Here is a 20,102-nt window from a genome sequence, read left to right on the forward strand (position 1 = left end):
TCGCGCTGCCGGGCCCACCCGAGGTACGGTATGCGGAGGCACGACTCCGGTATTCAGAGTTCCGGAGGGGTGCCTCCGCATAACGTAGCGGAGGGATGCCTCCGCTTGCAACCGGAACGGGGTGACGCGCGCCATGACCAGCTCCGGTTCGGCGTCCGCAAACCTCGCCCGCCGTCCCAAGCGGGCGGATGCGCGGCGGAACTACGAGGCCCTGGTCTCGGCCGCCCAGGAGGTGTTCGCCGAGCACGGCGCAGCCGGCTCACTGGAGGAGGTGGCCCGGCGGGCGGGAGTCGGCATCGGCACCCTCTACCGGCACTTCCCCACCCGGCGCGACCTCTTCGAGAGCCTCTACCTGGACGAGGTCGAAGCACTCGGCCGCACCGCCGCCGAACTGGCCGACCAGCCGCCCTGGGACGCGCTCGCCGGCTGGCTGCGCCGGTTCGTCGAATACACGGTGACAAAACGGGCGCTCGCCGAGGAGCTGTCCCACGACTCGGAGTTCTTCCGGAACTGCCGGGTCGAGATCTACACGGCCGGCGAGCCGCTGCTGGCCCGGGCCCAGGCCGCCGGGGTCGCCCGGGCGGACGTGAGCTTCGACGACACGGTGCGACTACTCAGCGGCATCACCAAGGTCCAGTACGCCGACCCGGGGCAGTTGGACCGGGTACTCGGGATCGCCCTCGACGGACTGCGCGCCCCCGGATGCAGTACCCCGGGCCGATAGCGGACTGCCGGGCCAGTCCCGGACTGCGTACCCGGGCCGCCCAAGATCCTTGGCAAGTTAAGGTCCGCAGCGAACCACAGTTCGCCAAGAATCTTGGCGCGCCGGGACACGGGGGCGGGGCGGGGGGACGGCGTTCGCACAGCCGGGCGGGTGTGAACCGATCGAAGGCAGCCGAAGACCGCCGGTCGCAGGCGGTCCGGCCGACAGCCGGCCGACCGGCTCCGGACAACAGGTCAGGATCGGGGGGTGGCGAGGCGGCGGATCGCGGCGGTCAGGGCCGGGCCGTCGAGGTCGGCGCCGGTGACCAGGGCCTGGAGCATCGCCCCGTCGAGCAGCGCGACGACCGCCCTGGCCGCCTCCGCGCCGAGCTTCGGTTCCAGCAGGTCGCGGAAGCCGTGCAGCCAGGCCTCGGCGAGCGGGCGCAGGGCCGGATCGCGGGCCGCCGCAAGGTAGAGGTCGTACTCCAGCCGGACCCGCTGCCGGTCGGTCAGGTACTCCTCGACCAGCCCGATCAGGGCGTCCGGAAGGTCCTCGGCGGCGTCGAGTCGGCCGGCCCAGGAGCGCAGCTCCGCGCGGAGCGCCTCGGTTGCCAGGGCCAGACCGGCGGCGACCAGGTCGTCCAGGGTCGGGAAGTAGTAGGTGGTGGCGCCCAGCGGCAGGCCGGCCCGGGCCGCGACGGCCCGATGGGTGGTCCGCGCGATGCCCAGCTCGGCGATCACCTCGATAGCGGCGGCGGCCAGCGCCGCCCGGCGCGCCTCCGGGTCGCGGTTGCGCTGAGGGCGACGGCCGGGCGATGCGCCACTCCCACCCACGCCCGACCCGGAAGTGGCCGTCGGGTCCGGCGACCTCGACCGCCGGCCGGGCGATGCGCCACTCCCACCCACGCCCGACCCGGAAGTGGCCGTCGGGTCCGGCGACCTCGACCGCCGGCCGGGCGATGCGCCACTCCCACCCACGCCCGACCCGGAAGTGGCCGTCGGGTCCGGCGACCTCGACCGCCGGCCGGTCAATGTGCCAATCCCCCGCCCACGTTGAGCACCACGACCCCGGCGACGATCAGACCGATACCGGCGATCTTGGTCAGGGTGACCGGCTCGCCGAGGAAGGTGGCGCCGATGGCGACGATCGCCGCCGTGCCCAGTCCGGACCAGATGGCGTAGGCGACGCCGACCGGCACCTGCCGGACCGCCTGGGAGAGCGCCACGAACGAGACCAGGTAGCCGGCGAGGCAGGCCACCGTCGGCCAGAGCCGGGTGAACCCGTGGGTCGCCTTGAGGGTACTGGTGGCGAAGACCTCGGCACCGATCGCCGCGAACAGGAACAGGTACGCCACCACGACACCCTCCGAACGGTCTTGTACAGAAGTACTAGTACGACTGTACAAGACCGCTGCGGGGCGGACGGATCAGCCCGGCTCCTCCTCCGCGTAGAGCCGGGTGACGGTCTCGGCGACGCAGCACGGCTTGCCGCCCCGCTCCGGCTCGACGGTGACCCGGGTGACCACCTGCACCCCGCCGCCGGGCACCGGATCGACCTGGAGCAGTTCGGCGCTGACCCGGACCGCCTCGCCGGTACGCAGCGGCGCGGGGAACCGCACCCGGTTCAGTCCATAGTTGATCCCCATCCGGATCCCCTCGACCCGGTAGAGGTCGCGTACCAGCACCGGCAGCAGGGAGAGGGTGAGGAAGCCGTGCGCGACCGTGGTGCCGTACGGGCCGGCTGCCGCGCGCTCCGGGTCGACGTGGATCCACTGGTGGTCGCCGGTCGCGTCGGCGAACGCGTTCACCCGGTCCTGCTCGATCCGGTGCCACGGGCCGGGTCCGAGCTGCTCGCCGACCGCTCCGGCGAGGTCCGTCAGCGAGGCGAAAGTCCTCATGCCAGGTGCCCTCCGAGCTTGGTGTAACCGCGGAGCAGGTCCCGCGAGATGATCAGTCGTTGCATCTCGTCCGTGCCCTCGAAGATGCGCAGCAGCCGAACCTGCCGGTACCAGCGCTCGATCGGCAGCTCCCGGGTGTAGCCCATGCCGCCGTGGATCTGCATCACCCGGTCGACCACCCGGTTGACCATTCCCGCGCCGTAGAGCTTCGCCATTGAACTGGCGTGCCGGGGATCACTCCCGGTGTCGACCGTCCAGGCGGCCCGGAGCACCAGCCAGCGGGCCGCCTCCAGCTCGGTCTCCGAGTCCGCGACCATCCACTGGATCGCCTGGTTGGCGCCGATCGGCCTGCCGAAGGTCTGCCGGGTGTTGGCGTACTCGATCGCCATCCCCAGCGCGCGTTCGGCGATGCCCAGCGCGTGCGACGGGATGATGTAGCGCCCCTTGCCGATCCACCGCATGCCGAGGGTGAAGCCCTGGCCCAGCTCGCCGAGGATGTTGCGGTGCGGCACCCGTACGTCGTCGAAGACCAGCGACGCCGGCCCGCCCTCCCCCATCGTCTGGATGGGTTCGGACTTCCAGCCCATCGCCCGGTCCACCAGGAACGCGGTCGCGCCGCCGTCGTGCACCCCGCGGTCCGGGTCGGTCACCGCGACGACGATGGCGAAGTCCGCGTCGTTGCCGTTGGTGATGAAGGTCTTCTCCCCGTTCAGCACCCAGTCGTCGCCGTCGCGCCGGGCCCGCAGCCGGATGTTGGCCACGTCCGAACCGGCGCCCGGTTCGGTGATGGCGAAGCAGGAGACCCGGTCACCCTCGATGGTGGGGATCAGGAACTCCTCACGCTGCGCCGCGTCGGCCTCGAAGAGGATGTTGTCCGCCTCGCCGCCGAACCGGAACGGTACGAAGCTGCGCCCGATCTCGGTCCAGATCAGCGACTGGGTGACGGCGGGCAGGGCCATCCCGCCGTACTCCTCCGGGGTGTCCAGCCCCCAGAAACCGAACGCCTTCGCCTTGAGCTGGAGTTCCCGCAGCTCGTCACGGCGCAGCCCGGGCTGGTGGGCCCGTTCCCGGCGCAGCACCTCCGACTCCAGCGGCATCACCTCGTTGCGGATGAAGGCCCGGGCCGTGTCCCGGATCGCCCGCTCCTCGTCACCGAGCGAGAAGTCCATGGTGTCGTCCTCCCCTCGGGTTAGCGCGCACCACCGTTGACGTAGAGCGTCTGGCCGCTGACGTAGGAGGCGTCGTCGCTGGCCAGGAAGGCGATCACTGCCGCGACCTCCTCCGGCTGGCCGACCCGGCGCAGCGGCGTCTGCTCGGCGGCGTACTTCTGGTGCTCGGCCGGGGTGGCACCGACCCGCTCGGCGGTGGCCGCGGTCATCGCGGTGGCGATGTACCCCGGCGCGACGGCGTTGACGTTGATGTTGAAAGGGCCGAGTTCGATCGCGAGGGTGGCGGTGAGCCCCTGCACCCCGGCCTTGGCCGCCGCGTAGTTGACCTGGCCCCGGTTGCCGAGCGCGGAGCGGCTGCTGAGGTTGACGATCCTGCCGTACGACGCCTTCACCATGTGCCGCTGTGCCGCCTGACAGCAGTGGAACATGCTGGTCAGGTTGGTGGTGATCACCGCGTCCCACTCGTCGGCCGGCATCTTGAACAGCAGGTTGTCCCGGGTGATCCCGGCGTTGTTCACCAGCACGTCGAGCCGGCCGTACGCCGCGACGACCTCGTCGAAGGTGGCCGACACCGCCGCGCCGTCGGTGACGTCACAGCCGTACCCGGTGGCCTTTCCGCCGGCCTGGACGATCTCGTCGGCGGTCTGCCGCGCCCGCTCGACGGCCAGGTCGACGACGGCCACGGTGGCTCCCTCGGCGGCCAACCGCCGCGCGGTGGCCGCCCCGATCCCCTGGGCCGCACCGGTGACGACGGCGACCCGGTCGGCGAATCTGCCCACGTTGCACTCCTCGCTGGTGGATTCGGGTGACCTGGAGGGGCGTCTTCGCGCGAAGCGCCGCCCTTCCGGCACCGGGCCGGCGGTGTCCCGGCCGTTGCCCGCTAAACTAGCGCTGGAAGTTTTTCCGCGCCAGTCCCCGACCGTCTGGGCCAGTCCGTGCCAGTCCCCGACCGTCTGGGCCAGTCCGTGCCAGTCCCCGACCGTCTGGGCCAGTCCGTGCCAGTCCCCGACCGTCCAGTCCCCGACGGGCCCGGACGCCGGTGCCCGGCCCGGCAGCAGACCAGAAACACCGGCCCGGCCCGGCAGCAGACCAGAAACACCGGCCCGGCCCGACAGCAGACCAGAAACACCGGCCCGGCCCGACAGCAGACCAGAAACACCGGACGGGTCCGGCCCGCGAGCGGATCCGGGCATCGAGAAGAAGGGCGAACCGAGCATGCCGCGACCCCGCCAGGCCCTGTTGAGCCGGCAGCGGATCGTCGACGCCGCCGCCGCGCTCATCGACGCCGAGGGACTGGAGGCGCTCTCCACCCGCCGGCTGGCGACCGAACTCGGCGTACGCGGGCCGTCGCTCTACAACCACTTCGCCACCAAGGACGAGATCCTCGACGCGGTAGCCGATTCGATCACGGCGAAGGTGGACGTCTCCTACTTCGCCACGCACGACTGGCGGGACGCACTGCGGCTGTGGGGGCACTCCTACCGGCAGGCGCTGGCCGCGCACAGCAACATCGTGCCGTACCTGGCCCAGGGGCCGGGGCGGCGGCCGGCGGCGCTGGCCATGGCGGACGCGGTCTACGGCGGGCTGGTCAGGGCGGGCTGGCCGCCGGCCCGGGCCACCCACATCGGTGCGCTGATGCGGTATTTCGTCGCCGGTTCGGCGCTCGGCTCGTTCGCCCGAGGCTTCGTCGAGGACCCGCAGCTCTACGCCGCCCGCTATCCGCATCTCGGTCAGGCACACCGGCTCGCGGAGCACCAGCAGAGCGTGGACGAGGGCGCCTTCGCGCTCGGGCTGGACGCGCTGGTCGACGGGCTGGCCCGGACCTACGAGCGGATCGTCGGCCCGCTGCCACCGCTGCCGAAGAGCTGACCGGCGCCGAAGAGCTGACCGCTGCCGAAGGGCTGACCGGCGCCGAAGAGCTGACCGCTGCCGGAGGGCTGACCGGTGTACCCGTCGCGGCCGGGGGTTCGCCGCGACGGGTACACCGATCCGGTCGGCTCTCAGGTGTTGTTGGCCAGGGCCAGCAGCCGGTCCCGGGCGCCGTTGAACCAGTCCCGGTCCACCGCACCGGAGATGCCCGGCACGCTGCCGGTCGAGGTGTACTGCCACATCGTGTAGAAGCCCCAGCCGGCGGGCAGGGCGCCCGGCGCGCTCGCCCAGCGGGCGATCCACAGCGGACTGGTGCTGGCGAAGCCGGAGTAGTTGCCGGTGCAGGTGCTCCACCAGCTCGTGGTGGTGTAGATGACGGCGTGCCGGCCGGTACGCGCCCGGTAGGTGTTCAGGAAGTCCCGGATCCAGGCGACCATCCCGCTCTGGGACAGTCCGTGGCAGCCCGCCTCCAGGTCGAGTGCGCCGGGCAGGGTGAGGTTGTCGCGCGACCAGGCGCCGCCGTTGCTGGCGAAGTAGTTCGCCTGGGCGGCGCCGCTGGACGCGGCCGGGCGGGCGAAGTGGTAGGCCCCCCGGATCACTCCGGCGCCGTGCGCGGCCGGGTAGTTGGTGTTGAACCGCGAGTCCTTGAAGGTCGTGCCCTCGGTGGCCTTGATGTAGGCCCACTGGATGCCGGCGTTTCGCACGCTGGTCCAGTTGATCGCACCCTGGTAGTGCGACACGTCGATGCCGGGGGTCGTCGCCGCCTGGGCGGGGGCGGCGGTGACCACGAGCGTGGCGGCGACCAGCGCGGCCACGGTGAGCACGGAGCTGAGCAGGTGTCTCGGGCGGGTGGCCCGGCTTCCGGAGTCGCTCATCGATCCTCCCGATGGGGGTGTGGAGGGTATCGACGCCCATGGTTGGAGATATCTGTCTATGATCACAAGTGGTTACGAAGTTAATTTTCGCCATCAGTCCGGAGACTCTTCGGCACAGCGTCCGTCGTGGCCAGCCCGCAGCGCGCAGCGCCGGCCACCGGGCACCAGCAGGTCGCAGCAGACCCGATGGCGTACGTGCGGCGCGTCCTCCGCACAGACCGTGGCCTCCCCCGCCTCGATCTGCGACAGGAATCCGAGCGACCGGGCGAGCGCGTACGCCAGGTCGACCGCCCCGGCCAGGTCGGCGCTGGTCGCGGGAAGGTGGATGACGTACCGGGGTGCCGGGGCGTCCCGCCCGCTGGATGCCGAGGCAACGTCCCGGGGCAGCGGGTCCAGGACCCGGTCGGCAATCTGGTTCGGTGGCCTCCGGCGCTTCCCCGGAACCGGGCCGCCGATCGTTCTCAATAGGCGTACTGGACTCACGCTGATTCCTCTCGGGAGAACTGTTCGGGCATTGGAAGGGGCGACCCGGTCCGATTGCCGAGCGGGCCGGGTCGCCCCGCCCTGACACCGCAGCCTTTCCGGCGGGTACGGCACCAGGGCTGCCGAGGTATGGAACGGTCGATTGAGTAATGCGCGGGGTCGCGCCCCGCCACCTTTCCGTGATAAGTATTCGACAAGTCGGTTCGGAGCCGGGATCGAGAACCGATCCCGACGCTCTAGTGGAGACCCGACGAGGTCCGGTAGTGCGGCTGCCACCCGCGACGCCCGCCCTCGTCACCTTCTCGGCTGTTGGCCCAGCCACGGTTGCCGTGCTTGCACCGGAGTTCTCCGGGGGCCGGTGATCACCCTTCACCCGGAGACCACGTTTCCAGCGGCTCCGGGACTGGTGCAAGAGACACCAATTCCCTGGCTGCGACCAATCGCGTCCGAAAGGTGGATCATGCCGGCGAGAAACGAATCCTTCGTGCAGACGTTGCGCGCCCAGTGGCTCGGGCAGCAGATGCGCAAGTTGCGCGAGCAGCGCGGCTTCACCCTGAAACGAGCCGCCGAGTTCCTGGAGCGCGAGTTCTCGTCGGTCGCCCGCTGGGAACGGGCCGAGTGGCCGTTCCGGCGCGGCGTCGTCGTCTCACTGCTCGACCTCTACGGTGAGCACGATCCGCGTACCCGGGCGCACTTCATCCAGCTCGCCGAGGATGCCTGGCGGACCGACCGGTGGGACGACGACTACGACGAGATCGTCGACTCGTCCTTCATCGACTTCCCCTGGCTGGAAACCCGGGCGGAGCAGATCTGCTCGTTCGACGCGATGCTGATGCCGGGACTGATGCAGACCCCGGAGTACGCCGAGGAGGTCATCCGCAACGCGGAGGGAAAGCGGGCGACGCCGTTCTCGGTGGCCAAGTGGATGCAGTTGCGGCTGGACCGGCAGCGGGTGCTGGAGCCCGACTTCGGGGTCACCGTCTCGGCGGTACTCGACGAGAGCGTGCTACGCCGCCCGGTCGGCGGCCCGGCGCTGATGCGCGGCCAACTCAAGCACCTCGGCGAGCTGCTGCGCCGGCCCAATGTGGACGTCCGGGTGCTGCCCACCACCGTCGGCCTACACCCCGGCCTCGACGGCTCGTTCTGGCTGTTCAAGATGCCGAAGCCCTACCCCGAGGTGGCCTACGCGGAACACCTCGGCGGCCGGCTCTTCATGGAAGCGCCGAAGTCCAAGCGCTACGCGGAGGCGTACGCTCAATTGCAGTAGATGGCGCTCGACCCGAGCGGGTCGGCGAGGCTGATCGCGACGATCGCGGAGGAGTTGTGATGAGCGAGTCCCTGCCGGCGGTTGCCTGGCACATCAGCACGAAGAGCGCGAGCAACGGCGGAAGCTGTGTCGAGGCCGGCCCGCTGCTGGACGGCTCCGGCCGGGTCGCCGTACGGCACAGCAAGGCACCGGACGCGGCGGTGATCGTCTACACCCGCGAGGAATGGGACGCCTTCCTGGCCGGTGCCAAGGACGGCGAATTCGACTTCCCACCCGCCTGATCCCGATCCCGCACGGGACATGAAGGGGTCAAGCCCAGGATCGCGGCTGCGCTGAGCCGGTGCCCGCGCTCGCCGCCACGGGCACCGGCCAGGTGTGGGTTCCGTGAAGATATGTTGTGGGCGTGACCCAGGAGCGGCTGGAGCGGTTCGAGGCCAACCGCCGGCGCCTGTTCGGGGTGGCCTACCGGCTGCTCGGTGAGGCGTCCGAGGCCGAGGACGTGGTGCAGGACGCCTACCTGCGCTGGGAGCGTAGCGACGCCGTGGTCTCGCCCGAGGCGTGGCTGACCAAGGTGGTCACCAACCTGTGTCTGGACCGGCTCACCTCGGCGCGGGCGCAGCGGGAGCGTTACGTCGGGCCGTGGCTGCCCGAGCCGGTCGGCACCGGCGGCGGCGCGCTCGACCCGCTGGAGACTGTCGAGCAGCGGGAGTCGCTGTCGCTGGGCATGCTGGTGCTGCTGGAGCGGCTCACCCCGCCGGAGCGGGCGGTGTTCGTACTGCGTGAGGCGTTCGGTCACAGCCACCGCGAAATCGCGGAGATCCTGGAGGCGAACGAGCCGCACGTCCGGCAGTTGTACCGGCGGGCACAGCAGCATGTCGCCGAAGCGCGCAAGCGGTTCACCGTCCCGCCCGCGCAGGCCCGGAAGCTCCTGGAGCAGTTCCTCGCGGCCGCCCTGGGCGGCGACGTGCCGGCGTTGGAGCGGATGCTGGCCGAGGACGTGGTCGCCTGGGCCGACGGCGGCGGCAAGGCGCCGGCGATGCGGCGCCCGCTGGCCGGCCGGGCGGAGGTCCTGCGCTACCTGCTGATCCTGGGCGGTTACGCGCAGCGGATCCGCATGACGCCGGACGTGGTGAACGGGGAACCCGCCCTCGTGCTGTACCTGGACGGCCAACTGGCCGGGGTCACCGTCCCCGAGTTCGACGGCGACCGCATCGTCGCCCTCCGCACCATCACCAACCCGGACAAGCTGGCCTTTTTCGCGAGGCAGAACATCTGATTGTCCCTCTGGGCGCGTTGTCACGAATCGCCACCGTCTCCCGTTCAACCCGTGTCGGACGACCGAGGGAGAACGTTTCATGACAACGACACCGCGCATCGCGGTCCTGGGTGCCGGCTACACCGGCGTGATGGCCGCCAAGCTGCTCGCCAAGCGCACCGGCGCGACCGTCACGGTGGTCAACAACCGCGACCGGTTCGTGGAGCGGATGCGCAACCACCAGCTCGCCACGGGCCAGCAGGTGCGCCACATACCACTGCACGAGCTGTTCAAGGGCACGGGCATCCGGCTGATCGTCGACCGGGTCACCCGCATCGACACCGAGGGGCGGCAGGTGGAGCTGGCCGGCGGCACCGAACCGGTCGGCTACGACCTGCTGGTGTACGCGCTGGGCAGCCACGCCGACCTGGACGCCGTACCCGGCGCGGCCGAGCACGCCGTCGCGGTCGCCGTCGCCGAGCAGGCCGAGCGGCTGCGTGACCAGATGCGTACCGCCGGCACGGTCGCCGTGGTCGGCGCCGGGCCGACCGGTCTGGAGACGGCCACCGAGCTGGCCGAGACCTACCCGGACCGGACGGTGCGGCTGGTCACCGGCGGAGCGCTCGGCGAGGCGCTGTCCGAGCGCGGCCGGGAGTACCTGCACCGCGCCCTCGACCGGCTCGGCATCCAGGTGTCGGAGCACGCCAGTGTCGCCAAGGTCGGCGCGGAGGGCCTGCTGCTGGAGGACGGCCGGCAGGTCGCCACCGACACGGTGGCGTGGACCGCCGGCTTCACGGTGCCGGAGCTGGCGCGCAAGGCCGGATTGGCCGTGGACGACCACGGACGCATGCTGGTGGACGGTACCCTGCGCTCGCAGTCGCACCCGGAGGTGTACGGCATCGGGGACGCCGCCGCCGCGCACACCCGGGACGGGCAGGTGCTGCGGATGGGCTGCGGGCCCGGTGGGCTGGCGGCGGCCTGCGCGGTCCACGCGATCACCGGCCGCCTGGCCGGGCGTACTCCCGAACCGCTGCGGGCCAAGGCCGACGCTCTGTGCATCAGCCTCGGCCGATGGGACGGCCTCCTCCAGCCCACCGACCTCGACGGCAATCCGCGCGGGAAGGTGCGCACCGGCCGCCCGGTGGCGCTGCTCAAGAGGGCCGTCCTGCACACCACCGGGTCCTACAACCTCCGCTACCCTTCCCTGGCCCTGGCCGCTGCCAGGCAGGGCTGACGCTTCCGCCCCGGATCCGTCGACCGCTCGACGGATCCGGGGCAGGACGTGATTCCCGCAGCCGCGTAGGGAGCCGCCGCAGCAAATGCGTCAGGCGCCGCGCGCCCGGCACCACCACCACGACCGGGCCCGCTCCCTCGCGCCCGGCCCCTGTGTCGGAAGGCCGTGCGGGATTGCGCGTATGGCTCCGGACGCGGAGAAAGGCGTCCTACGCTCTGGACAGATGAGGCCGGGTACCCCCGGCTGGCCTAGCACAAGCCGGGCGGCGCCTCACCGAAGATGGCCCTCGGAAGGCAGGAACCGGGGCGTGCCATTTGTCTGCGGTAGGCGGGCACAGACCACCCGCTCGCCCTCAAGGGCGTGCCAGGCAGAAGGGAGGCCCGCATGGCCGTCAAGACGGAAGCGCGAACGGGCGCCGCAGAAGTGCGGCCATTCAAGATCGAGGTCTCCGAGGCGGACCTTGAGGATCTGCGCGCGCGCATCAGAGCCACGCGCTGGCCGAACAAGGAGACCGTCGATGATGACTCACAGGGCGTGCCGCTCGCGCTCATGCAGGACCTCGCTCGCTACTGGGCGAACGACTACGACTGGCGAAAATGCGAGGCACGGCTGAAGGCCCTCCCCCACTTCGTCACCGAGATCGACGAGCTGGGCATCCACTTCATCCACGTTCGCTCGAAGCACGAGGACGCGCTCCCGCTGGTCGTCTGCCACGGCTGGCCCGGGTCGATTATCGAACAACTGAAGATCATCGGCCCGCTCACGGATCCGACGGCGCACGGCGCGAGCGCGTCGGATGCCTTCCACGTCGTGATCCCGTCGATGCCCGGATACGGGTTCTCCGGCCAGCCGACTACGACCGGCTGGGATCCAGTGCACATCGGGAAGGCCTACGTCGAGCTGATGAGGCGTCTCGGGTACACACGGTTCGTCGCGCAGGGCGGCGACTGGGGAGCGATCGTCGTCGACGCGATGGCCGGCGGCCGAGCCGACCCGGCGGCCGCCGAGCCGGCGCCACCGGAGCTGATCGGCATTCACACCAACATGCCCGGCGCGGTTCCGCCGGACCTCTTCCTTTCGGCCTTTGCCGGCAGTCCGGCACCGGACGGTCTCTCCGACGAGGAGCGGAGCACGTACGAGCAACTGCTCACGTTCTTCGGGGCGCACGTGGCGTACGGGCTGATCATGGGGACGCGTCCGCAGACGCTCTACGGCCTGGCGGACTCACCCATCGATCTCGCAGCGTTCATGCTCGACCACGGCGACGGGAGCAGTCAGCCCGGCCTGGTTCAGCAGGTACTCGAGGGACGTCTGCAGAAGCCGAGCGACCTCACGCGCGACGACATCCTGGACAACATCACGCTCTTCTGGCTGACCAACACCGGGGTGTCCTCGGCGCGGCTGTACTGGGAGAACAAACTCCCCTTCTTCGCTACCAAGGGCGTGACGATCCCGGTCGGCGTGAGCATCTTCCCCGACGAGATCTACCGGGTTCCGCGAAGCTGGGCGGAGCGGGCCTACCCCAACCTCGTCCACTACGAGCGGCACGACCGGGGAGGGCACTTCGCGGCCTGGGAGCAGCCGCAACTGCTCTCGGAAGACATCCGCGCGACGTTCCGACCGCTGCGCTAGTCTAGGCCGGGTCGCGGTCGGCGTGGCCCTGTCCGGGCCGGCCGGCACGGTAGACCTCGCAGGTCAGGTTGACCAGTTCGGTGAGGTGTGCCGGAGGGTCGTCCTTCCACCAGGCGAGCCAGACCGGGATCGGTTGCGCGTCCCGTACGGCGCGGTAGGCCACCCCGGGCCTGGGGTTCTGGTTGGCGGTGGCCTCCGAGGTGATGCCGACGGCCTGTCCGGCGGCGATCAGGGTGAGCCATTCGTCGACACCGTGCGTGGTGCGGATCGCGGGCGGCGCCGCACCCGGCTGCCACAGCGCGGGCGTGGTGGTGCCGGTACGACTGTCGATCGCGACGGTGTACCTGACGATGTCGGCTAACCGCACCGATCGCCGCCGCGCCAGCGGGTTGTCGGTGGCCACGGCGGCGTACCGGGCCTCCACCCCGACCAGGGCGGTGTCGAAGCGGGGATCGGCCAGGGGCCGACGGATCACGGTGACGTCGGCGGTCCCCTCGCTGAGCCCTCCGGTCGGGGTGTTGGACTGCACGAACACCAGCGGCATCCCGGGGTGGGCGGCAAGCCAGGTCTTCTGTAGCCGCCGGGTGTGCTTGCCCAGCGCTGCCCAGGCGTAGCCGACCCGCAGCTCGGTGCGGGACTCCTCGACGATCCGTTGCAGGTGGGCGACCTCGTCGAGCACCCGGCGCGCACCGGCGAGGACTCGGCTGCCCGTAACGGTGAGCGAGACGCTGCGGGTGGTCCGTTGCAGCAGACGGGCACCGAGCGCGGCCTCCAGCGCGGTGACGGAGCGGGAGACGGCCGCCTGGGAGACCCCCAGCGCCGCCGCCGCGTCGGTGAAGGTCCCGGTGTCGACCACCGCGACGAGGGCGCGGAGCTGACGCACCTGGACATCCATACGCCAAGCGTATAGGTACGACGGCTGATGCATTTCTCGTATCGATCGGCGCCGTCGACACTGAAGCCATGACCATCGAGAGCCCGGGCGGACCTGCCGACCGCCCCATCTCCGCATCGGCCGCCATCGGCCGCAGGTCGATGCTGCGCGGGATCGCCACGATGATCGGCAGCGGCGCGAGCAACCAGGTCGGGGCCGCCGTGGGTGCGCACGCGTTCGGCACACTCGGGCCGGCCGGCGTCGTGGCGGTGCGGCAGTTCGTGGCGGCGGCGGTGCTCTGGCCGGCGGCACGTCCGAACCTGCGCCGCTTCACCTGGGCGCAGTGGTGGCCGACGCTGCTGCTCGGGCTGGTCTTCGCCACGATGAACCTCAGCCTCTACACCGCGATCGACCGGATCGGGCTCGGCTTGGCCGTCACCCTGGAGTTCCTCGGGCCGCTCGCCGTCGCGCTGGCCGGCTCACGGACCCGACTCGACCTGCTCTGCGCGGCGGGCGCCTGCGTCGGCGTGTACGTGCTGGTCCTGCCCGGCCCGGCCAGCGACTACCCGGGGGTGGGACTCGGCCTGCTCGCGGGGGCGTGCTGGGCGGCGTACATCCTGCTCAACCGGCTGCTGGGCACCCGCCTGCCGGGTCTGGAGGCGCCGGCGGCGGCGACCCTGGTGTCGGCGACGCTCTACCTGCCGGTCGCGGCGACCCTGCTCGCCCGGGGACACCTGCACGGCACCGCGATCCTCTACGCGGTCGCGGCGGGCGTACTCAGCTCGGTCGTGCCGTACGCCGCCGACCTCGTCGCCCTGCGTACCGTTCCGGCCCGCCTCTTCGGGGTGTTCATGAGCGTGCACCCGGTGCTCGCCGCGCTGGCCGGAACCGTGATCCTCGGTCAGCTCCTCGACCTGCACGAGTGGGCGGGAATCGCCGTCATCGTGACAGTCAACGCCGTGGCGGTGTACTCCGCGTCGGCAACTCGGGACCCCCTCACCAGCCGCCGTGCCGGGCTCGGAGAGCGGTCGACGGACGCCAAGCCCGGAGAGCGGTCCACGGACGCCAAGCCCGGAGAGCGGTCCACGGACGCCAAGCCCGGGAAACGGTCGACGGCGCCGGATCGCCCGTGGTCAGCGGCGCCGCATGGCGTACCAGGCCGCGCCGGCCACCACGACGGCCAGCGGCACGAGGCAGCAGACGAGGGTCAGGAGATGCCACGGCTTGATAGCGCCCATGCCGGGTGACCCTAGTCGACTCCCCGCGCCGGGTCCGGCCGACACCCGCCGACCGGACCCGATATGCACAGTGGACGCACGGGTCAGCGGGCGCCGGCCGCCGAGTCCTGGTAGGCGGTGCGCAGCGCGGAGAGGAACGCCTCGGTCGGCTGCGCGCCGGAGATGCCGTACTTCCGGTCCAGCACGAAGAACGGCACGCCGTTGGCGCCGAACGCCCGGGCCTGCCGGATGTCCGCCTCGACGGCCTCGGCGTACTCGTCGCCGGCCAGCACCCGGCGGGCCGCCTCGGCTGGTACGCCGACCTCGGTGGCGAGCCGGACCAGGGTTTCGGGGTCGTCGACGTTCTCCGCCTCGATCAGGTTGGCCCGCATCAGCCGCTCGTGCAGCTCGGTGCCGCGCCCGTACTGCCGGGCCAGGTGGGTCAGCCGGTGCGCGTCGAAGGTGTTGGCCATGATCGACTGGTCGAGGTGGTAGTCCAACCCGTCCTCGGCGGCGAGCGAGGTCACGTGCTCCTGCATCGCGGCGACCTGGGCGGCCGAGGCGCCGAGCTTGGCCCGCAGGGCCTCCGGCACCGGCCGGGGCTCCCCCTTCGGGTACGACGGGTCGAGCTGGAAGCTGCGCCAGACGACCTCGACCTCGTCGGCGTGCTCGAACTGCCCGAGTGCCGTCTCCAGCCGCCGCTTCCCGAGGTAGCACCACGGGCAGACGATGTCGGACCACACTTCGAGTTGCACTGATCTTCTCCTCGTTCTACCGGCAGGTTCCGTCCGAGCACACCGGGGCGTCCTCGCCGGCGGCGAGCATCACCAGACCCGGGACCGCCGGAAGCGGTGCGGGCTTTGTCGGCTCGTCACCTGGTACGTCCGGTTCGGCGGCCGGTCGGGCAGCCGACCCGGCTGCCACCATTTCCGCCTCCGACCTGGTCAGACTCATCGGGGCTCCCTAGTTACTCCTTGTTAGTAACCTAATTGTGCGTCAGTATCATGCCAGCGGTAAGGAGGCACTTCCATGTCGGCTACGCACACCCGTGTGCCCTTCACCCCGGACGCCGACGGCGACTGCCCGGTTCGGGAGGTGCTGGACCGGGTGGGCGACAAGTGGAGCGTGCTGGTCGTGGTGCTGCTCGGTCGGGGTACCCACCGGTTCACCGAGCTGCACCGGGCCATCGACGGCATCAGCCAGCGCATGCTGACGCTGACCCTGCGCGCGCTGGTCCGGGACGGCCTGGTCAGCCGTACGGTGCACGCCAGCGTCCCGCCCCGGGTCGACTACGCGCTGACCGACCTCGGCCGTACCCTGCTGGTGCCGCTGGTCGCGCTCGACGAGTGGGCCAGCGCACACCGCGACGACATCCGCGCCGCCCGGCGCCGGCACGACGAGGCTGCCTCCGGACCGTCCTGAGCGGCCGGACGGTCACCCCGACGCGGCCGGCAGTTCGGGCTGAACCGACCGGCTGCCGCCGGCACCAGGTCCGGTGGACCGCCTCACCGTACGGCCGCTCCGGTGGTCCCGGTGGGAAACTCCTCGATGCCGAGTACCCGCAGCAGCTCCAGCCGTTCGCGGGCCTCGGCGTCGGTCGGGGTGAGCACCAGCAACTGCTGGCCCTGGTCGGGAGTGACCAGGGTCTCGCAGTCCATCAGCAGCCGACCCACCCGGGGATGCACGATGGTCTTGCGGTCGACGCGCCGGACCGCCACCTCGTGCTCGGCCCAGAGCCGGCGGAAGTCGGCGCTCGCGGCCTGGAGCCGCTCGACCAGCCCGGTGACCGTGGGGTCGCCGGACCGGCGACCGGCGGCCGCACGCAGGTCGGCCACGATCTGACGGCCGTGGTACTCGCGCTCCTCCGGCGGGTGGACGGCCCGGGTGGCCGGGTCGGTGAACCAGCGGTACACGGCGTAGCGCCGGTCGCCGGAGAAGGCGGTGTGGTCTCCGGTCAGCAGCACGGCGGCCCGGTTCTGGGCCAGCACCTCCCCCAGGTCGGAGAGGACCAGGGCCGGGGTGTCGCCGAGCAGGTCGAGCATCCGCAGCAGGCCGGCGCGGGCCAGCCGGGCCACCCCGTCGGCGGGCGGGGGCCGGTGACCGGCCAGGTGGAACAGGTGGTCGCGCTCGTCGTCGGAGAAGCGCAGGGCCCGGGCCAGCGCGCCGAGCAGTTGGGTCGAGGGCTGGCTGCTGCGGCCCTGCTCCAGGCGTACGACGTAGTCGACCGACATGCCGGCGAGCATCGCCACCTCTTCCCGGCGCAGTCCGGCGGTGCGGCGGCGGGGGCCGTCGGCGAGGCCGACCTCGGCCGGGCGGATCGCCTCGCGGCGGCGGCGCAGGAAGTCGGCGAGTTGGTCACGCTGCATCACCCCATGCTCCCTCGCGGCCGGCGATCCGATCCAGGGAGCCGCGCTCCCACGATGAACGCTCCGCTCCCGCGGGGCCGGCTCCGGGCGCAGGGTGGGTGAGGACATCGACGACGAAGGAGAACGCGATGCAGACACGAACCCTGGGCAGCACCGGCCCGGCCGTCTCCGCGCTGGGTCTGGGCGCGATGGGCATGTCGGGCGGGGCGTACGGTCCGGCCGACCGCGCGGAGAGCATCGCCACGGTGCACGCCGCGCTGGAGGCGGGCGTCACGTTGATCGACACCGGCGACTTCTACGCCATGGGCCACAACGAGTTGCTGCTCGCCGAGGCGCTGCGCGGCCGGGACCGGGACAGCTACCGGCTGAGCGTCAAGTTCGGCGCGCTGCGGGGGCCGGGCCATGTGTTCGGCGGGCAGGACAACCGGCCCGAGGCGGTGAAGAACTTCCTGGCCTACTCGCTGACCCGGCTGGGCACGGACCACGTCGACATCTACCGCCCGGCCCGGCTGGACCCGGCGGTGCCGATCGAGGAGACGGTCGGCGCGATCAAGGAGATGATCGACGCCGGTTACGTGCGGTTCGTCGGACTCTCGGAGGTGGACGCCGCGACGATCCGCCGGGCGCACGCCGTGCACCCGATCGCCGACCTCCAGATCGAGTACTCGCTGCTGTCCCGCGCGGTGGAGGCGGAGATCCTGCCGACGTTGCGGGAGCTGGGCATCGGCCTGACCGCGTACGGCGTCCTCGGCCGCGGCCTCATCTCCGGGCACTGGAGTCCCGGCCACGTCGCCGGTCCCGGCGACCTCCGCGGCTTCAGCCCGCGGTTCTCCAGCGGGAACGTGGAACACAACCTCGCCCTGGTCGAGGCGCTGCGGCGGATCGCCGGGACGTTGGACTGCACCGTCGCGCAGTTGGCCATTGCCTGGGTGGCCGCACAGGGCGGAGACATCGTGCCGCTGGCCGGTGCCCGTACCCGCGAGCGGCTGGCCGAGGCGCTGCCCGCGATGGAGCTGAGCCTCAGCGCGGACGACCTCGCCGAGATCGACAAGGCGGTGCCGCTGGGCGCGGCGCGCGGCGACCGGTACCCGCCCGCGTTCATGTCCAGCCTCGGCGTGGGGAACTGACTCCGGCTGGCGTGGGGAACTGAGTCCGGCTCCGGCGGGCCCGCTCCGGTGCGGTCCCGCCGGGGCGCCAGCCGGCGCCCTCGGCCACGCTCGCAGAGCAACCGGTGCTGAACCGGCCTGAGTTACCGGTCGGATCCCCGGCGCAAGTTACCGGTCGGAGCCGCCGAACTCGACGCCGGTCGTCGTGATGTCCAGTGCGTGCAACTGCTCCGAGTCGGCGACCACGTCGATGCCGATGATCCGGCCGTCGCGGACGATGAAGCTGAGGGCGAACCGGATCTTGCCCCGCAGCACCACCACGGCGCCCGGAGCGCCGTCGACGACGGCCGTCCGCGCGGCATCGGCCCGGCCGGCGAAGAAGCCGGCGATGTCCTGCGCGCCGCGCAGTTCCGCGCGACCGCCCAGCCGGACGGCGGCGCTGTCGGCCCGCATGACCACGTCCGGGTCGAGCAGGGTGAGCAGCGTGCTGACCTCGCCGCCGCGCGCGGCGGTGAGAAAGGCGTCGACGATCTCCCGCTGGCGCGGCAGGTCCGCCTCCGGGGTGGCGGCATCCGCCTGGACCCGCCGGCGGGCCCGGCTGGCGAGCTGCCGGGACGCGGCGGGGCTGCGCCCGACGATCGGGGCGATCTCGTCGTAGGAGACCGCGAACAGGTCGTGCAGGACGAAGGCGAGCCGTTCGGCGGGGGTGAGGGTTTCCAGCACGACCAGCAGCGCCAGGCCGACCGAGTCGGCCAGCATCGCCTCCCGCTCCGGGTCGGCCTGCTCGGAGGTGGCGACCGGTTCGACGGTACGGGCGTCCAGCGGGTCCTCGCGGCGGGAGCCACGGGACCGGAGCATGTCCAGGCAGATCCGGCCGACCACCGTGGTCAGCCAGGCGCCGAGGTTGTCGACTCCGGTGGTGTCGGTCCGGCTCAGCCGCAGCCACGCCTCCTGGACCGCGTCGTCCGCCTCGGCCGACGACCCGAGCATCCGGTACGCCACGGCGCGCAACTGCGGCCGGTTCGCCTCGAACCGTTCGGCCAGCAGGTCCTTCTCAGTCACGGTAGAGCCCTCACTTCGCCGTTCCTTGCCCGCATTGTGAGCCATGCCACGTTTGTCACAGCTCGCTCCCCGGGTTCGTCAACACAGCGACGGACCAGACCGGGCCGGTGTGACAGCGGCACCGGCCAGCATCAAGATCGTAAGGGAGACAGTCATGCAGGCACGGATCAACAACCCCGCCGCGCTCCTGCCGGAGGCGGTCAAGGCGGTCAACCTGCTCTACAAGGAGACCCACTCGGTCGGCCTGCCGGCGTCGACGCTGGAACTCGTACACCTGCGGGCCAGCCAGATCAACGGGTGCGGCCCGTGCGTGGACAGCGGCGCCCGGGCCGCGAAGAAGAACGGCGAGACCGACGAACGGCTCTTCGCGGTGGCGGTCTGGCGGGAGACCCCGTACTTCACCGACGCCGAGCGTGCGGCCCTGGCCCTCGCCGAGGCGGCCACCCGGCTCGCCGACCGGGCCGACGCCGTGCCGGACGAGATCTGGGAGGAGGCGGCCAAGCACTTCAACGAGCGGGAACTCGCGGCCCTCGTGCTCTGGATCGCCACCACCAACTTCTTCAACCGGATCAACGTCACCACCCGGCAGCAGGCCCCGCAGAACTGGGGCTGACCGCGCGCATCGTCCGGTCCTGACCAGCACTCGCGGGTGGCGGCCGGGCCGCCACCCGCGTTCCTCCTCCGAGCCCGCTCCCGCCCCGTCCGACCGCGACATGGTCCGGAAGTTCTCCGTAACTTTCGGTCACACCCATCCGGATCTCGGGTACCCGACTGTCATTCCGGCCGACGAGCCGCTGCCCCGACCGGTCAGCCGACACACTGACCTGCTGAAACAACCTCAGAGCGAATCGCTACCAGCCGAGGGTTTCCGCAATATTTCCGGGAAGCGTTGACATGTGACCGGAACCCGACCAATACTGTCGCCATCGGCAGACCTTCACCACTGTCGATGGCTCACCACCACGTTCCGCTCCTCCGGTTGTCGACCGCGCGACGACCGGCCCACCACCACCGCGCCGTACGACGCTGGCGCCCGGTGCCCGTTGCCGGGGGCTGACAGCCCTGCCGGGTCGTACCGCGCCGCTGGCCCCCG

23 protein-coding genes are annotated in these 20,102 nt (G+C 71.5%); 11 read left to right on the plus strand and 12 right to left on the minus strand.

All coding sequences use genetic code 11. The annotated features are described in order from the left end of the window. Positions 1-133 precede the first annotated feature (133 nt). A complete protein-coding gene (locus ACQEVC_RS33180) occupies positions 134-724 on the plus strand; it encodes a TetR/AcrR family transcriptional regulator (RefSeq protein ID WP_432885622.1) in 591 nt (196 codons plus the stop codon). A gap of 233 nt (positions 725-957) precedes the next feature. Here ACQEVC_RS33180 and ACQEVC_RS33185 read toward each other — a convergent pair whose 3' ends face one another. The 5 genes from ACQEVC_RS33185 to fabG form a co-directional block, all read right to left on the minus strand. After that, the gene (locus ACQEVC_RS33185; protein ID WP_432885624.1) at positions 958-1,536 is read right to left on the minus strand and encodes a TetR/AcrR family transcriptional regulator; all 579 of its coding nucleotides are present in this window, start codon (positions 1,534-1,536) and stop codon (positions 958-960) included. Positions 1,537-1,730: 194 nt separating this feature from the next. Further along, on the minus strand, positions 1,731-2,057 hold the full coding sequence (locus ACQEVC_RS33190; RefSeq protein ID WP_432885627.1) for a DMT family transporter: 327 nt from the start codon (positions 2,055-2,057) through the stop codon (positions 1,731-1,733). A 72-nt stretch (positions 2,058-2,129) separates the two neighbouring features. Then, entirely contained in the window at positions 2,130-2,600 is a 471-nt protein-coding gene (locus ACQEVC_RS33195; RefSeq protein ID WP_432885630.1) for a MaoC family dehydratase, read from the minus strand. Continuing rightward, positions 2,597-3,769 carry an acyl-CoA dehydrogenase family protein gene (locus ACQEVC_RS33200; RefSeq protein WP_432885633.1) on the minus strand — a complete coding sequence of 391 codons (1,173 nt, stop codon included), beginning with the start codon at positions 3,767-3,769 and terminating at the stop codon, positions 2,597-2,599. Before ACQEVC_RS33200 ends, ACQEVC_RS33195 begins: the two co-directional genes overlap by 4 nt. 20 nt (positions 3,770-3,789) lie before the next feature. Further along, positions 3,790-4,548 carry a 3-oxoacyl-ACP reductase FabG gene (gene fabG / locus ACQEVC_RS33205; protein WP_432885636.1) on the minus strand — a complete coding sequence of 253 codons (759 nt, stop codon included), beginning with the start codon at positions 4,546-4,548 and terminating at the stop codon, positions 3,790-3,792. 436 nt (positions 4,549-4,984) lie between these two features. Between fabG and ACQEVC_RS33210 the strand changes: the two genes are divergently transcribed. Beyond that, positions 4,985-5,638, plus strand: a complete 654-nt coding sequence (locus ACQEVC_RS33210; RefSeq protein ID WP_432885639.1) for a TetR/AcrR family transcriptional regulator C-terminal domain-containing protein — start codon at positions 4,985-4,987, stop codon at positions 5,636-5,638. Between the two features lie 131 nt (positions 5,639-5,769). On the opposite strand, the gene ACQEVC_RS33215 is transcribed toward ACQEVC_RS33210, so the two are convergent. Both ACQEVC_RS33215 and ACQEVC_RS33220 read right to left on the minus strand, forming a co-directional pair. Then, on the minus strand, positions 5,770-6,513 hold the full coding sequence (locus ACQEVC_RS33215) for a GH25 family lysozyme (protein ID WP_432885642.1): 744 nt from the start codon (positions 6,511-6,513) through the stop codon (positions 5,770-5,772). 93 nt (positions 6,514-6,606) lie between these two features. Next, positions 6,607-6,996 (minus strand): hypothetical protein, encoded by a 390-nt coding sequence (locus tag ACQEVC_RS33220; protein ID WP_432885645.1) that lies wholly within the window; start codon positions 6,994-6,996, stop codon positions 6,607-6,609. 460 nt (positions 6,997-7,456) lie between these two features. Here ACQEVC_RS33220 and ACQEVC_RS33225 point away from each other — a divergent pair, with 460 nt between their 5' ends. The 5 genes from ACQEVC_RS33225 (at position 7,457) to ACQEVC_RS33245 (ending at position 12,384) form a co-directional block, all read left to right on the plus strand. Continuing rightward, positions 7,457-8,263, plus strand: a complete 807-nt coding sequence (locus tag ACQEVC_RS33225; RefSeq protein WP_432885647.1) for a helix-turn-helix domain-containing protein — start codon at positions 7,457-7,459, stop codon at positions 8,261-8,263. Between the two features lie 59 nt (positions 8,264-8,322). Continuing rightward, positions 8,323-8,544, plus strand: coding sequence for a DUF397 domain-containing protein (locus ACQEVC_RS33230; protein WP_432885650.1), 222 nt, complete (start codon positions 8,323-8,325; stop codon positions 8,542-8,544). 122 nt (positions 8,545-8,666) lie between these two features. Next, entirely contained in the window at positions 8,667-9,539 is an 873-nt protein-coding gene (locus tag ACQEVC_RS33235) for an RNA polymerase sigma-70 factor (protein ID WP_432885652.1), read from the plus strand. Positions 9,540-9,618: 79 nt separating this feature from the next. Further along, complete coding sequence (locus ACQEVC_RS33240) at positions 9,619-10,752, plus strand: NAD(P)/FAD-dependent oxidoreductase (protein ID WP_432885655.1); 1,134 nt, start codon at positions 9,619-9,621, stop codon at positions 10,750-10,752. A 384-nt stretch (positions 10,753-11,136) separates the two neighbouring features. Then, the gene (locus tag ACQEVC_RS33245) at positions 11,137-12,384 is read left to right on the plus strand and encodes an epoxide hydrolase family protein (RefSeq protein WP_432885658.1); all 1,248 of its coding nucleotides are present in this window, start codon (positions 11,137-11,139) and stop codon (positions 12,382-12,384) included. Position 12,385: 1 nt separating this feature from the next. On the opposite strand, the gene ACQEVC_RS33250 is transcribed toward ACQEVC_RS33245, so the two are convergent. Next, positions 12,386-13,279, minus strand: a complete 894-nt coding sequence (locus ACQEVC_RS33250; RefSeq protein ID WP_432885661.1) for a LysR family transcriptional regulator — start codon at positions 13,277-13,279, stop codon at positions 12,386-12,388. 68 nt (positions 13,280-13,347) lie between these two features. On the opposite strand from ACQEVC_RS33250, the gene ACQEVC_RS33255 reads away from it, so the two are divergent. Then, positions 13,348-14,505, plus strand: coding sequence for an EamA family transporter (locus ACQEVC_RS33255; RefSeq protein WP_432885663.1), 1,158 nt, complete (start codon positions 13,348-13,350; stop codon positions 14,503-14,505). Between the two features lie 74 nt (positions 14,506-14,579). Here ACQEVC_RS33255 and ACQEVC_RS33260 read toward each other — a convergent pair whose 3' ends face one another. Next, positions 14,580-15,230: a DsbA family oxidoreductase gene (locus tag ACQEVC_RS33260; RefSeq protein ID WP_432885666.1), complete on the minus strand. Its 651-nt coding sequence runs from the start codon at positions 15,228-15,230 to the stop codon at positions 14,580-14,582. A 16-nt stretch (positions 15,231-15,246) separates the two neighbouring features. Then, a complete protein-coding gene (locus ACQEVC_RS33265; RefSeq protein WP_432885669.1) occupies positions 15,247-15,429 on the minus strand; it encodes a hypothetical protein in 183 nt (60 codons plus the stop codon). Positions 15,430-15,504: 75 nt separating this feature from the next. On the opposite strand from ACQEVC_RS33265, the gene ACQEVC_RS33270 reads away from it, so the two are divergent. Next, positions 15,505-15,897 carry a winged helix-turn-helix transcriptional regulator gene (locus tag ACQEVC_RS33270; protein ID WP_432885671.1) on the plus strand — a complete coding sequence of 131 codons (393 nt, stop codon included), beginning with the start codon at positions 15,505-15,507 and terminating at the stop codon, positions 15,895-15,897. Positions 15,898-15,980: 83 nt separating this feature from the next. On the opposite strand, the gene ACQEVC_RS33275 is transcribed toward ACQEVC_RS33270, so the two are convergent. Further along, complete coding sequence (locus ACQEVC_RS33275; RefSeq protein ID WP_432891844.1) at positions 15,981-16,841, minus strand: helix-turn-helix transcriptional regulator; 861 nt, start codon at positions 16,839-16,841, stop codon at positions 15,981-15,983. 128 nt (positions 16,842-16,969) lie between these two features. Here ACQEVC_RS33275 and ACQEVC_RS33280 point away from each other — a divergent pair, with 128 nt between their 5' ends. Beyond that, the gene (locus tag ACQEVC_RS33280) at positions 16,970-17,968 is read left to right on the plus strand and encodes an aldo/keto reductase (RefSeq protein WP_432885674.1); all 999 of its coding nucleotides are present in this window, start codon (positions 16,970-16,972) and stop codon (positions 17,966-17,968) included. A 147-nt stretch (positions 17,969-18,115) separates the two neighbouring features. On the opposite strand, the gene ACQEVC_RS33285 is transcribed toward ACQEVC_RS33280, so the two are convergent. Beyond that, complete coding sequence (locus ACQEVC_RS33285; protein ID WP_432885677.1) at positions 18,116-19,009, minus strand: sigma-70 family RNA polymerase sigma factor; 894 nt, start codon at positions 19,007-19,009, stop codon at positions 18,116-18,118. A gap of 154 nt (positions 19,010-19,163) precedes the next feature. Here ACQEVC_RS33285 and ACQEVC_RS33290 point away from each other — a divergent pair, with 154 nt between their 5' ends. After that, positions 19,164-19,622: a carboxymuconolactone decarboxylase family protein gene (locus tag ACQEVC_RS33290; protein WP_432885680.1), complete on the plus strand. Its 459-nt coding sequence runs from the start codon at positions 19,164-19,166 to the stop codon at positions 19,620-19,622. The last annotated feature ends 480 nt before the right edge of the window (positions 19,623-20,102 follow it).

Origin of the sequence: Plantactinospora sp. CA-294935 (assembly GCF_050936445.1) — a bacterium.
Lineage (GTDB): Bacteria > Actinomycetota > Actinomycetes > Mycobacteriales > Micromonosporaceae > Plantactinospora.

Coding starts and splice junctions, on each gene's coding strand:
- ACQEVC_RS33180 (WP_432885622.1), top strand. CDS start 134: ATGACCAGCTCCGGTTCGGCGTCCGCAAACCTCGCCCGCCGTCCCAAG.
- ACQEVC_RS33195 (WP_432885630.1), bottom strand. CDS start 2,600: ATGAGGACTTTCGCCTCGCTGACGGACCTCGCCGGAGCGGTCGGCGAG.
- ACQEVC_RS33200 (WP_432885633.1), bottom strand. CDS start 3,769: ATGGACTTCTCGCTCGGTGACGAGGAGCGGGCGATCCGGGACACGGCC.
- ACQEVC_RS33210 (WP_432885639.1), top strand. CDS start 4,985: ATGCCGCGACCCCGCCAGGCCCTGTTGAGCCGGCAGCGGATCGTCGAC.
- ACQEVC_RS33215 (WP_432885642.1), bottom strand. CDS start 6,513: ATGAGCGACTCCGGAAGCCGGGCCACCCGCCCGAGACACCTGCTCAGC.
- ACQEVC_RS33225 (WP_432885647.1), top strand. CDS start 7,457: ATGCCGGCGAGAAACGAATCCTTCGTGCAGACGTTGCGCGCCCAGTGG.
- ACQEVC_RS33230 (WP_432885650.1), top strand. CDS start 8,323: ATGAGCGAGTCCCTGCCGGCGGTTGCCTGGCACATCAGCACGAAGAGC.
- ACQEVC_RS33240 (WP_432885655.1), top strand. CDS start 9,619: ATGACAACGACACCGCGCATCGCGGTCCTGGGTGCCGGCTACACCGGC.
- ACQEVC_RS33245 (WP_432885658.1), top strand. CDS start 11,137: ATGGCCGTCAAGACGGAAGCGCGAACGGGCGCCGCAGAAGTGCGGCCA.
- ACQEVC_RS33250 (WP_432885661.1), bottom strand. CDS start 13,279: ATGGATGTCCAGGTGCGTCAGCTCCGCGCCCTCGTCGCGGTGGTCGAC.
- ACQEVC_RS33255 (WP_432885663.1), top strand. CDS start 13,348: ATGACCATCGAGAGCCCGGGCGGACCTGCCGACCGCCCCATCTCCGCA.
- ACQEVC_RS33265 (WP_432885669.1), bottom strand. CDS start 15,429: ATGAGTCTGACCAGGTCGGAGGCGGAAATGGTGGCAGCCGGGTCGGCT.
- ACQEVC_RS33270 (WP_432885671.1), top strand. CDS start 15,505: ATGTCGGCTACGCACACCCGTGTGCCCTTCACCCCGGACGCCGACGGC.
- ACQEVC_RS33275 (WP_432891844.1), bottom strand. CDS start 16,841: ATGCAGCGTGACCAACTCGCCGACTTCCTGCGCCGCCGCCGCGAGGCG.
- ACQEVC_RS33280 (WP_432885674.1), top strand. CDS start 16,970: ATGCAGACACGAACCCTGGGCAGCACCGGCCCGGCCGTCTCCGCGCTG.
- ACQEVC_RS33290 (WP_432885680.1), top strand. CDS start 19,164: ATGCAGGCACGGATCAACAACCCCGCCGCGCTCCTGCCGGAGGCGGTC.